Source organism: Azospirillum agricola (genome assembly GCF_017876095.1).
Lineage (GTDB): Bacteria > Pseudomonadota > Alphaproteobacteria > Azospirillales > Azospirillaceae > Azospirillum > Azospirillum agricola.
Genome location: NZ_JAGINM010000007.1, coordinates 209,493 through 221,943, shown reverse-complemented (window position 1 = coordinate 221,943; position 12,451 = coordinate 209,493). Strand labels below are relative to the sequence as shown.

Here is a 12,451-nt window from a genome sequence, read left to right as displayed (position 1 = left end):
CGTCAGGGGGTTACCGGCGCGGGACGGCCCCGCGCCGATGGGGACGCCGCTCAGGTGAAACGGTTCTGCTTGGGGAAACCGTTGGGCGGCATCTTGCCCACGCCGGCACGGTTGTCGAGCCAGGCGGTCAGGTCGGTGACGCGGAAGACCCGCTCGCCCTGCTTCCAGGTCAGACCGTCGGCGAAAGCGAAGGTCTTCACATCGGCAATGCTGGCGTCCTTGTACTTTTGGAGCTGCACACCCTTGCCGCGGGTCATCACCGGCACCTGGACCAGCGGGAAGACCAGAAGCTTGCGGTTGTTGCCGATCACCGCCAGATGGTCGCCATTGACCGGGTGGCAGATGCGCGCGCTGCGGCCGTCCTCCAGGTTCAGCACCTGCTTGCCGCTGCGGGTCTGGGCCAGCACCTCGGTCTCCTCGACCTGGAAGCCGCGCCCGTCGTCGGAGGCGACCAGCAGCGTGCGGCCGGGCTGGTGGCGGAACAGGTCGACGATCTCGGCGTCGTTGCCGAGCTCGATCATCAGCCGCACCGGCTCGCCGAAGCCGCGGCCGCGCGGCAGCTTGTCGACCCCCACCGTGAAGAACTTGCCGTTGCTGGCGAAGACCAGCAGCTTGTCGGTCGTCTCGCAGGGAATGACGAAGCCCTTGGAATCGCCGTCCTTGTACTTCACGTCCTCGGCGTCGGCGTCGGTCAGATGGCCGCGCACCGCGCGGATCCAGCCCTTCGCGGAGCAGATCACCGTCACCGGCTCGCGCTCCACCGTCGCCTCCAGCGGCACCTCGATGAGCGCCGGAGCGTCGGCGACGTCGGTACGCCGCTTGCCGAGCGGACCATTGCCGAACTTCTTCTTGATCTCGGCGATGCCCTCGGCGATGCGCTTCCAGCGCAAGGACTCGTCGCCCAGCAGCTCGAGCAGGCCGTTCTTCTCGGCGGTCAGCGCGTCGTGCTCGCGCCGGATCTCCATCTCCTCCAGCTTGCGCAGGTTGCGCAGCCGCATGTTGAGGATGGCGTCGGCCTGCACGTCGGTCAGCGAGAAGGCGCGGATCAGCTCCTGCTTGGGCTCGTCCTCCTCGCGGATGATGCGGATGACCTCATCGAGATTCAGGTAGGCGACCAGATAGCCGCCGAGAATCTCCAGCCGGTGGTCGATCTGGCGCAGCCGATGGTTCGAGCGGCGGACCAGCACCTCGTGCCGGTGGTCGAGGAAGGCCTGGAGCACCTCGCGCAGGTTCATCACGCGCGGCACATGGTCGGCGCCCAGAACGTTCATGTTCAGCGCGAAGCGGATCTCCAGATCCGTCGCCTGGAACAGCGAGGCCATCAGGACCTCGGGATCGACGTTCCGGTTCTTCGGCACCAGCACCAGGCGGATGTCCTCGGCCGATTCGTCGCGGACATCCTCCAGCAGGACCAGCTTCTTGTTGGCCAGCAGCTCGGCAATCTTCTCGATCAGCCGGGCCTTCTGCACCTGGTAGGGGATCTCGGTGACGACGATCTGCCAGGTCCCCTGCCCCATCCGCTCCACCGTCCAGCGGGCGCGCAGGCGGAAGGCGCCGCGCCCGGTGCGGTAGGATTCGACGATGCTGGCCCGCGATTCGACCAGCAGGCCGCCGGTCGGGAAATCGGGACCGGGCATGAAGCCGACCAGCGTCTCGATGGAGGCGTCGCGGTGCTTGATCAGATGGCGCAGCGCGTCGCAGATCTCGCCGACATTGTGCGGCGGGATGTTGGTCGCCATGCCGACGGCGATGCCGCTCGACCCGTTGGCCAGCAGGTTGGGGAAGTTGGCCGGCAGGACCGCCGGCTCGTCGCCGTCGCCGTCGTAGGTCGGGCGCAGGTCGACGGCGTCCTCGTCGATGCCGTCCAGCAGGGCCTTGGCGACCTCGGTCAGCCGCGCCTCGGTGTAGCGCATGGCCGCGGCGCTGTCGCCGTCGATGTTGCCGAAATTGCCCTGCCCGTCGATCAGCGGGTAGCGCACGGCGAAGCTCTGCGCCAGACGCACCAGCGCGTCGTAGACCGACGTGTCGCCGTGCGGGTGGAACTTGCCGATGACGTCGCCGACGACGCGGGCCGACTTCTTGGGCGGCGTCGTCGGTTCCAGCCGGAGCTGGCTCATGGCGAACAGCAGGCGGCGGTGCACCGGCTTCAGCCCGTCGCGCACGTCGGGCAGCGAGCGGGACATGATGGTCGACAGCGCGTAGCTGAGATAGCGCTCGCCGAGCGCGTCGGCAAGCGGCTTCTCCAGGATGTCGAGGGCGGGATCTTGCGGCTTCATGCCGCCTGTCTACCAGTTCTAGCGCGGGCGCGCTACCGCGTTCGCGTAACGTTCTCTTAATCGCTCGCGGGCGGGCGGCAGCGGTCCGTTCAGCAGATGGCGCTCCAGGAAATGCCCGGTCAGACGCAGGCCATGCTCGACCTCGGCGGGCCCTCCCCCGCCCCGCCCGGCCAGGAAATCGGGCAGCGGCAGCAGCCGGTCGCGGTAGGGTTCGCCGACCGAGGCGGTGACGGCGCGGCCGGTGCGCGGGCTGACATAGGCAAGGTAGTCGTTGGCACCCGACACCGCGCAACGGTCGAGATCCAGCCCGAAGCCAAGCTCGGCCAGCAGCCCGATCTCCCACCGCACATAGGCTTCGGCCCAGGCCGGCGCGTCGAGCAGTCCGAACAGCGCCAGAAGCCCGTCGAACAGCGCCGGGTGGGGGTCATGCTCGGGGGCGGCCGCTTCCACCAGGGCGCAGGCGCTGGCCAGCGCCGCCAGCGCCGCCGGGTCGTCGAAGAAGGCGGCGGCGTAGCCCCGGACCGGCTCCAGCGTGAAGTGGCCGAGATGCTCGGCCAGCCGGCCCCGCCAACGCGCGGCGACCAGCGTTCCGGGTTCCAGCGCGCCCCGCAGGCGGGGAGAGCGTCCGCCCATGACCAGCCCGGCGTGCCGCCCGTGCTCGCGGGTCAGCAACGTCGCGACGGCCGATCCCTCGCCCTGCGGGCGGGACGACAGAAGGATGCCCTGATCGGACCATTCCATGAACACAGCTCTATCAGGCGGGGCGATTTGTCGCCACCCCGGCTTTTGCAGGGGCGAGGCTTGACTTGCGCAACCATCGACGTATACGCCAAGCCCTCTTCATTGTTCCTTCACCAAGCCGTCCCTAGGATGGCATCATCCTTGAGCAACGGTGGGCCTCCCCGCCACACGCCGAGAGGTTCGACGAGGGGGTTTTGGGCAGCAACATCGATCGATATCTCCTGGCGGAAAAGGCCGGCTCCGAAGGCGTGTGGGATTGGGACCTGCGCAGCGACACGCTGTACCTCTCCCCCCGCTTCAAGGAGTTCCTCGGCCTGCCGTCCGGCGACCTGAACCGGCCCAACGACTGGCTGTCGCTGGTGCACGCCGAGGATGTCGATTGGCTGCACGCCTCCTTCGAGGCCCAGATGGTCGGGCTGTCGGTGCCGTTCCAGATCGAGCACCGGGTGCGCCGCGCCGATTCCGCCAAGGCGGGCGAGGCGCGCTGGCGCTGGCTGGTCTGCCGCGGCATGGCGGTGATGGACGATTCCGGCGAGCCGGTCCGGCTGGTCGGTTCGGTCTCCGACATCACCGACCGCAAGACCGCCGAGCAGGAGCTGCGCCGCAGCGAGGAGCGCTACGCGCTCGCCGCCGCCGCCAGCAACGACGGGCTCTACGACTGGGATCTCGTCACCGACCGGGTCTATTACTCGCCGCGCTGGGCGTCGCTGCTCGGCTTCGCCGCCGGTGAGCTGAGCGACAGCCCGCAGGAATGGCTGGGCCGCATCCACCCGGCCGACCGCAGCGTCATGCTCGACGCGCTGGAGGCGCTGGGAAGGCCCGGCGACGCCGCCTTCCAGGTCGAGTACCGCATGCGCACCGCCGACGGCGCCACCCGCTGGATGGCCTGCCGCGGCATCGCCGTGCTCGACCCCGCCGGCACGCCGATCCGGCTGGTCGGCAGCCAGGCCGACGTCACCGACCGCAAGACCGCCGAGCAGCGCCTGCGCCAGAGCGAGGAGCGCTACGCGCTCGCCGCCGCCGGGGCCGCCGACGGGCTGTGGGACTGGCAGGTCGACAGCGGGGAGATCTATTACTCGCCGCGCTGGAAGGCGATGCTCGGCTACGGCGAGGCCGAGATTTCCGGCACCATCGCCGAGTGGTTCGACCGGGTGACGCCCAGCGACCTCGACGGGCTGCGCAGCGCCATCAACCTGCATCTGACCGGCGAGCGCAACCATCTCCAGCACGAGTTCCGCATCCGCCGCGCCGACGGCGACGAGGCCTGGATGCTGGTGCGCGGGCTGGCGGTGCGCAACGAGCAGGGGTCGGCCGTCCGCATCGCCGGCTCGATGACCGACATCACCGCCCGCAAGAAGGCGGAGCAGCAGTTGCTGTTCGACGCCTTCCACGACCCGATGACCGGCCTGCCCAACCGCACCCTGATGCTCGACCGCATCGGGCAGGCGCTGGACCGCAACAAGCGGACCGGCGCGCGGCAGTTCGCCACCATCCTGATCGACCTCGACCGCTTCAAGTCGATCAACGACGCGCTCGGCACCACCACCGGCGACCGGCTGCTGCGGATCATCGCCAAGCGGCTCGACAACAGCCGCCGCATCGGCGACACGCTGGCCCGGCTGTCGGCCGACGAGTTCGCCATCCTGCTCGACGACATCGACGACGCCGGCGACGCGCTGGGCGCGGCGGAGCGCATGGCGCAGGCGATCTCCCGCCCGGTGAACCTGGACGGCCACGACATCGTGCTGACCGCCTCGATCGGCATCGCGCTGAGCGCCACCGGCTACGAGAAGCCGGAGGACATGCTGCGCGACGCCAGCCTCGCCATGTACCGCGCCAAGTCGGGCGGGCGCGCGCGCATCGACGTGTTCGACGGCAACCTGCGCCGGCAGGCGATGGCGGTGATGCGGACCGAGGCCGACCTGCGCACCGCGCTGGAGCAGGACCAGCTCTGCCTGCACTACCAGCCCATCGTGTCGCTGAAGACGGGGGTCATCGCCGGCTTCGAGGCGCTGATGCGCTGGAACCACCCGGATCGCGGGCTCGTTCCGCCGATGGAGTTCATCCCGCTGGCCGAGGAGTCCGGGCTGATCCTGCCGATGGGCCGCTGGGCGCTGGAGGAGGCGACCCGTCAGCTCGTGGCGTGGCAGCGGCAGTTCCCGCGCCCGACCCCGCTGTTCATGAGCGTCAACGTCTCCCCACGCCAGTTCCGCGACGACGACCTCGCCGGGGTGGTGGAGGATCTGCTGGAACGGACCGCCATCCCGCCGTCGAGCCTGAAGCTGGAGCTGACCGAAAGCCTGCTGATGCAGGATCCGGACAAGTGCCGCGAGGTGATGCGGCGGATCCGCGCCATGGACGTGCGGCTGTCGATCGACGATTTCGGGACCGGCTATTCCTCTCTGGCCTACCTGCACAGCTTCCCGGTCGACACGCTCAAGATCGACCGCACCTTCGTCAAGGCGCTGTCGTCGGGCGAGGGCAACGCCGCCATCGTGCAGGTCATCGCCACCCTGGCGACCATCCTCAACATGGACGTGGTCGCCGAAGGGGTTGAATCCGAGAGCGAGGCGGAGTATCTGCGCGACATCATGTGCCAGTACGCGCAGGGCTACCACTTCGCCCGCCCCACCCCGGCCGCCGCCGCCGAGCGTCTGCTGGTGGCCGAGACCGAACGCGCGCTGGCCTCCTAGGCAACCCGCTTTACCCAAGGAGAACCCCCGCATGTCCGACCGCAGTTGCGGCGAATGCACCCTGTGCTGCAAGCTGATGGGGGTGCCGGAGCTGAAGAAGCCCTCCGCCAAATGGTGCGCCTCCTGCGACCAGGGCAAGGGCTGCTCGATCTACGAGGAACGCCCGCAGTCCTGCCGGAACTTCCAGTGCTTCTGGCTGATGGACGAGAATTTCCCGGACGAGTTCCGACCCGACCGCATCCACGCGCTGGCCGCCTTCAACGACGTTAAGAACAGCTGCGTGCTCCACGTCGACCCGGCCAAGCCGCGCGCCATGGGCAGCCGCGAGGTGCGGGCCCTGACCGACGCGCTGCTGAAGGTCTATGAGAAGGTGTTCTTCCTGTGCGGCAAGGAAAGCGCGATGTTGCAGCGGTGATGGTGGGGTGCGGCACCACGTGCCCCCACCCTAACCCTCCCCCGCTTCGCAGGGGAGGGAACTCCGCCGCACTCCGACGAAGCTTCCGCACAGTCCCCCTCCCCCGCCCAGCGGGGGAGGGCCGGGGTGGGGTCAAGTCACCCCATCCCCTGAACCAGCCTCACGACGCCCCGAAATCCAGCCCCCAGGCCGAATAGCGCTCGGGATCGTCGACCCAGCCCTCGCGCACCTTGACGAACAGGATCAGGTGGACGCGGCGCTCCAGCATCTTCTGCAACTCGCCGCGCGCCGACTGGCCCAGCGACTTGATGCGCTGGCCGCCCTTGCCGAGCACGATGGCCTTCTGGCTTTCGCGCTGGACGAAGATGACCTGCGAGATCTTCACCGACCCGTCGTCGAACTCCTCCCAGGTCTCGGTCTCGACCGTCGCCGAATAGGGAAGTTCCTGGTGCAGTTGCAGGAACAGCTTTTCGCGCGTGATCTCCGCCGCCAGCAGGCGCATCGGCATGTCGGAGATCTGGTCCTCCGGGAAATGCCAGGGACCCTCGGGCAGCCGTTCGGCCAGGAACTTCCTCAGATGGGCGACGCCGTCCTCGGTCGAGGCCGACACCATGAAGATGTCGGTGAACACGCCGCTCTGCTGGAACTCGTCGGCGATGCCGAGCAGCACGTCGCGCTTCACCAGATCGATCTTGTTGAGGATCAGGATGGCCTGCCGGCCCTGCTCCTTCAACCGGGCGACGATGCTGCGGGTGTCGTCGTCGATGCCGCGGCGCGACACGTCGTAGAGCACGCCGATGACATCGGCGTCGTCGGCCCCCTGCCACGCCGCCGCGACCATGGCGCGGTCGAGCCGGCGCTTGGGCTTGAAGATGCCGGGCGTGTCGACGAAGATCAGCTGGCTGTCGCCCTCGATGGTGATGCCGAGCACGCGGGTGCGCGTCGTCTGCACCTTGGGGCTGACGATCGACACCTTGCTGCCGATCATCGCGTTCAGCAGCGTCGATTTGCCGGCGTTGGGGGCGCCGACCAGCGCCACGAAGCCGCAGCGCGGGTGCTCCGGCATGGAGACGAGCGGCGGCAGTTCGATGCCGGCGCCCTGCACCGTCCCGTCCTCCTCGCCGTCCTCGTCTTCAGCGCCGTCCTCGGAGCCCTCTGCGGCTTCCTCTGCGGCGTCCTCGAAATCCTCATCCTCGAACGAATCGTCGATGTCGTCGCGACCGTCAGTCATCGACCTGCACTCCCACCTGGCGCAACAACGCGTTGGCCGCCTTCTTCTCCGCGACGCGCTTCGAGGGGCCGGTGCCGGTGACCGGCTCCATCCCCGCGACGCGCACCGCAACCACGAACACCGGCTCGTGCGCCGGGCCGCTGCGTTCGACCAGCTCGTAGCTGGGCAGCGGCTTGCCGCGCCCCTGCGCCCATTCCTGCAAGGTCGTCTTCGAATCGAGCGGCGGCGGGGCCGCCTTCTCGATGTGATCCGCCAGCGCGCCCCGGACGAAGCGGGTCACCGCCTCCAGCCCGCCGTCGAGATAGAGCGCGCCGAGCACGGCCTCGCAAGCGTCGCCCAGGATGGTGCGGTTGGCGCGCCCGCCGCTCTGCGCCTCGGCTGGCGACAGGCGCAGATAGGCGCCGAGCCCGATGGCGTCGGCGACCCGGCCCAGCGACTCGCGGCGCACCAGCGCGGCGTGACGCTTGGCCAGCGCCCCCTCGCGGTCCTGCGGGTAATGCTCCAGCAGCCATTCCGCGACGACGAGCCCGACCACGCGGTCGCCCAGGAACTCCAGCCGCTCGTAGGCGATGCCGGGGCCGTTGTGCGACTTGCGGCCGTTGCGCTCCAGCCCCATCAGGCTGGGGTGGGTCACCGCATCCTGCAACAGCCCCAGATTGGCGAATTCGTGGCCGAGCGACCGGGCGAGCAACGCCACGTCCGCCGATTCCTCCGTGTGCTTTCCATGACCGGCGTCCGCAACGTTCTGCGTGGACGCCGTCCGATCCTCTGTCAATTACCGGACTCCGCTGAACAGGCGGCTGAACCGGAGATCCACCGGCCAGCGCCACACCTCGAAGAAGCGGGTGCCTTCGTCGAGGGAGAAGAAAAGGAATTCGGCGCGACCGACCAGATTTTCCACCGGCACGAACCCGACCTGGGCCGGCACCCGGCTGTCCAGCGAGTTGTCGCGGTTGTCGCCCATCATGAAGACATGGTTCTCGGGCACCTTGTAGGCCGGCGTGTTGTCGAGCGGGCCGTTGTCCGACTCCTCGATGATCCGGTGGGTGCGGCCGTTGGGCAGCGTCTCGGCGTACTGGGCGGTGCGCACCGTGCGGCCGAGCCCGTCCTGCGAGACGTAATCCTCGATGCGCTCGCGCTTCACCGGCTGGCCGTTGATGTGCAGCACGCCGCCGATCATCTGGATCGTGTCGCCGGGCAGGCCGATGACGCGCTTGATGTAGTCGGTCTTGTTGTCGCGCGGCAGCTTGAACACCGCCACGTCGCCGCGCTCCGGCAGGCCGCCGAAGATGCGCCCCTCGAACAGCGGCACGCCGAAGGAGACGGTGTGCTTGCTGTAGCCGTAGGAGAATTTCGAGACGAACAGATAGTCGCCGATCAGCAGCGTCGGGATCATCGACCCGGACGGGATGTTGAACGGCTCGAAGGCGAAGGTGCGCACGCCGAAGGCGATCAGCACGGCGTAGAGCACCGTCTTCACCGTCTCGGCGAAGCCGGAGTCCTTGGGCTTGGCGGAGGTCGCCGTGTCCTTCTGGAAAGTCATGCTGGGTTCGCCGTGTCGGTGGGAAGGGTCGTCGCCGTCTCGGGTTCGGCGCTGATGATGACGAAGGCTTCCGCCATCGGATACTCGTCGGTCAGGGTCACATGGATGCGGGCCCGCATGCCGGGCGGCGTGATCGCCTGGAGCCGTTCCAGCGCGCCGCCGGTGAGGATCATGGTCGGCTGCCCGGACGGCAGGTTGACCACCCCCATGTCGCGCCAGAACACCCCGTCGCGGAAACCGGTGCCGAGCGCCTTGGAACACGCCTCCTTGGCGGCGAAGCGCTTGGCGTAGCTCGACGCCCGCGCGCTGTGACGCCCGGCTGAGCCGGCGCGACGCTCCGACTTCGCCTGCTCGACCTCGGTGAAAATGCGCTCGATGAAGCGCGCGCCGAAGCGTTCCAGCGATTTCTCGACGCGGCGGATGTCGATCAGATCGTTGCCGATGCCGAGGATCAGGCCTGGAATCATGCCGGCTCCCATCATCATGGGCGGGCCGCCTTCATCGCCCCGCGCATGCGGGCGATGGCGTTGGTCAGCCCGACGAAGATCGCCTCGCCGATCAGGAAATGGCCGATGTTCAGCTCGACGATGGTCGGAATCGCGGCGACCGGCCCGACCGTGGCGTAGCTCAACCCGTGCCCGGCGTGGCACTCCAGCCCGATGGCCTCGGCGTGGGCGGCGGCGCGGACGATGCGCTCCAGCTCGCGGGCCCGCGCCTCCGGGGTCTCGGCGTCGCAATAGGCGCCGGTGTGCAGTTCCACCACCGGGGCGCCGAGCGCCTTCGCGGCATCGAGCTGCGCCGGCTCGGGGTCGATGAACAGGGAGACGCGGATGCCGGCGCCGCCCAGCTCGCCGATCGGGCGCGCCAGGGCGGCGGTGTTGCCGATCACGTCGAGCCCGCCCTCGGTCGTCACCTCGGTGCGCTTCTCCGGAACGAGGCAGGCGGCGTGCGGCTTGTGGCGCAGCGCGATGCCCAGCATCTCGTCGGTCGCCGCCATCTCGAAATTCAGCGGGCGGCTGATCTCGGCCACCAGCCGTTCGATGTCGCGGTCGGTGATGTGGCGCCGGTCCTCGCGCAGATGGGCGGTGATGCCGTCGGCACCGGCCTCGATGGCGAGCAGCGCCGCGCGCACGGGGTCGGGATGCGCCCCCCCGCGCGCGTTGCGGACGGTCGCCACATGGTCGATGTTCACGCCGAGGCGCAGGAAACGGGACATCAAAGCACTCCAAACGGCCCCTACCATCACGGGCCGGCCGTTGCGGGACACCGGGCGATTCCGTCTATATAGCGGTGACGGGGCGTCGCGTCACGCCCGATGCGGCCGTTTCCGCCCATTGCCGACGGGGATATCGGACAGCGCCGGCCGGCGCGCGGGCGTCAGCGCCCCCGCGCCCGCTCCACCGAATGGATGACCGGGGTCGCGCGCAGGGCCGCCATGATGTTGGTCAGGTGCTTGGCGTCCTTCACGTCGATGTCGATCAGCAGCTCGAAATAGTCGGTGCTGCGGTTGGTGATCTTCTGGTGGATGATGTTGCCCTGGTTCTTGCCGATCACGGTGAACAGCGTGCCGAGCGAGCCCTGCTCGTTGCCGATGACCACGGTGATGCGGCCGACATGCTCTTCCGGCGTGTCCTGGCCGCTTTCCCAGGAGACGTCGATCCAGCGCTCCGGCGATTCGTGGAAGCTCTCCAGCGTCTCGCAGTCGATGGTGTGGATGGTGACGCCCTTGCCGGTGGTGACGATGCCGACGATGCGGTCGCCCGGCAGCGGGTGGCAGCAGCGGGCGTAATGCACCGCCATGCCGGGGATCAGGCCGCGGATCGGCAGCGGGGATTCCTTGCCGCGCGCCTTGGCCTTGGCCTTCTGGGTCTGCGCCGCCTTCTCGTCCAGGTCGCGCAGCGCCGGCTGGGCGTTCTGCGCCTTGTGGCCGGGGAAGACGGCGTGGAAGACCTCGCGCACGGTGTGCAGGCCGGAACCGACGCCGGCCATCAGATCATCCACCGTCGGTTGCTGGAAGATCTTGATGGCCGCTTCCAGCGACTTTTCCGAGAACTCGTAGCCTTCCGACTTGAACTGCCGCATCAGCATGCCGCGCCCCAGTTCGACATACTGGGCGCGCTGCTGGGTGCGCAGGAACTTGCGGATGCGGGCCCGCGCCTTGCCGGTGACGACGAAGCGCTCCCAGCCGGGAACCGGGGTCTGCGCCTTGGAGGTGACGATGTCGACCTGGTCACCGTTCTGCAACTGCGTGCGCAGCGGCAGCATCCGGCCGTTGATCTTGGCGCCGACGCAATGGTCGCCGACCTGCGAGTGGACGGCGTAGGCGAAATCGACCGGGGTCGCCCCGCGCGGCAGCGCGATCAGGTCGCCCTTCGGCGTGAAGCAGAAGACCTGGTCCTGGAAGAGTTCGAGCTTGGTGTGCTCCAGGAACTCTTCCGGCTTCTGCGCGTGCTCCAGGATGTCGAGCAGTTCGCGCAGCCAGCGGTATTCGCCGCCCGTCGTGCGCGGCTGGTGATCCTGCTTGTAGGCCCAGTGGGCGGCGACGCCCAGCTCGGCGATCTCGTGCATGTCCTTGGTGCGGATCTGCACCTCGATCCGGTTGCGGCCGGGACCGATCACGCCGGTGTGCAGGCTGCGGTAGCCGTTGGGCTTCGGCGTCGAGATGTAGTCCTTGAAGCGCCCCGGCACCACCGGGTAATGGGCGTGGACGACACCCAGCGCCTGATAGCACTCCCCCACCGTGTTGACGGTGATGCGGAAGGCCATGATGTCGGAGAGCTGTTCGAAGCTGACATTCTTGCGCTGGAGCTTGCGCCAGATCGAATAGGCCGACTTCTCGCGCCCCGAGACGGGAACGTCGGGCAGCCCCTCCTCCGCCAGCACGTCGCGCAGCTCGGTGATGATGGTCTGGACGCGGCTCTCGCCCTCGGTGCGCAGGCGGGCGAGCTGGGCCAGGATGCTGTCGCGGGCGTCGGGATTCAGCTCGGCGAAGGCGAGGTCGTCCAACTCGTCCTTGATCTTGTGCATGCCGATGCGCTCGGCGAGCGGCGAGTAGATCTCGATCGTCTCGCGGGCGATGCGCTTGCGCTTTTCCGGCTTCTTCAGGTGGAAGAGCGTGCGCATGTTGTGGAGCCGGTCGGCCAGCTTCACCAGGAGGACGCGGATGTCCTCCGACATGGCGATGACCAGCTTGCGGAAATTCTCCGCCTGCTTGGCCTGCTCGCTGTGCAGTTCCAGGCGCGACAGCTTGGTGACGCCGTCGACCAGCCGGGCGATCTCCTTGCCGAACACCCGCTCGATGTCCTCGAGCGTGGCGACCGTGTCCTCGACCGTGTCGTGAAGCAGGGCCGTGGCGATGGTGCCGGCGTCCAGCTTCATCTGGGTGAGGATGCCGGCGACTTCCAAGGGATGCAGGAAGTAGGGGTCGCCGGACGCGCGCGTCTGCGACCCGTGCGCCTTCATGGAGAAGACGTAGGCGCGGTTGAGGAGATCCTCGTCCGCCGAGGGATCATACGCCTTGACGCGCTCGACAAGCTCGTACTGCCGGATCAT

General features: G+C 68.5%; 10 protein-coding genes. 2 read left to right on the top strand and 8 right to left on the bottom strand.

The window, feature by feature from the left end:
• Positions 1-50 precede the first annotated feature (50 nt).
• On the bottom strand, positions 51-2,276 hold the full coding sequence (gene parC / locus J2847_RS12660) for a DNA topoisomerase IV subunit A (protein ID WP_209779311.1): 2,226 nt from the start codon (positions 2,274-2,276) through the stop codon (positions 51-53).
• A gap of 18 nt (positions 2,277-2,294) precedes the next feature.
• A complete protein-coding gene (gene recO / locus J2847_RS12655) occupies positions 2,295-3,017 on the bottom strand; it encodes a DNA repair protein RecO (RefSeq protein ID WP_209779310.1) in 723 nt (240 codons plus the stop codon).
• 194 nt (positions 3,018-3,211) lie between these two features.
• Here recO and J2847_RS12650 point away from each other — a divergent pair, with 194 nt between their 5' ends.
• Together J2847_RS12650 and J2847_RS12645 are read left to right on the top strand one after the other, a co-directional pair.
• Positions 3,212-5,710, top strand: a complete 2,499-nt coding sequence (locus J2847_RS12650) for a sensor domain-containing protein (protein WP_209779309.1) — start codon at positions 3,212-3,214, stop codon at positions 5,708-5,710.
• A gap of 31 nt (positions 5,711-5,741) precedes the next feature.
• Entirely contained in the window at positions 5,742-6,125 is a 384-nt protein-coding gene (locus J2847_RS12645) for a hypothetical protein (protein ID WP_209779308.1), read from the top strand.
• 160 nt (positions 6,126-6,285) lie between these two features.
• Here J2847_RS12645 and era read toward each other — a convergent pair whose 3' ends face one another.
• The 6 genes from era to J2847_RS12615 form a co-directional block, all read right to left on the bottom strand.
• On the bottom strand, positions 6,286-7,191 hold the full coding sequence (gene era / locus J2847_RS12640; protein WP_209779427.1) for a GTPase Era: 906 nt from the start codon (positions 7,189-7,191) through the stop codon (positions 6,286-6,288).
• A 157-nt stretch (positions 7,192-7,348) separates the two neighbouring features.
• Positions 7,349-8,053, bottom strand: a complete 705-nt coding sequence (gene rnc, locus J2847_RS12635) for a ribonuclease III (RefSeq protein WP_223677919.1) — start codon at positions 8,051-8,053, stop codon at positions 7,349-7,351.
• A 78-nt stretch (positions 8,054-8,131) separates the two neighbouring features.
• Entirely contained in the window at positions 8,132-8,899 is a 768-nt protein-coding gene (gene lepB, locus J2847_RS12630; RefSeq protein ID WP_209779306.1) for a signal peptidase I, read from the bottom strand.
• Positions 8,896-9,384: a holo-ACP synthase gene (gene acpS / locus J2847_RS12625; RefSeq protein WP_411800571.1), complete on the bottom strand. Its 489-nt coding sequence runs from the start codon at positions 9,382-9,384 to the stop codon at positions 8,896-8,898. Before acpS ends, lepB begins: the two co-directional genes overlap by 4 nt.
• Positions 9,381-10,115 (bottom strand): pyridoxine 5'-phosphate synthase, encoded by a 735-nt coding sequence (locus J2847_RS12620; RefSeq protein WP_209779305.1) that lies wholly within the window; start codon positions 10,113-10,115, stop codon positions 9,381-9,383. The genes acpS and J2847_RS12620 overlap by 4 nt, the downstream gene beginning before the upstream one ends.
• A 161-nt stretch (positions 10,116-10,276) precedes the next feature.
• Positions 10,277-12,451 (bottom strand): RelA/SpoT family protein, encoded by a 2,175-nt coding sequence (locus J2847_RS12615; RefSeq protein ID WP_209779304.1) that lies wholly within the window; start codon positions 12,449-12,451, stop codon positions 10,277-10,279.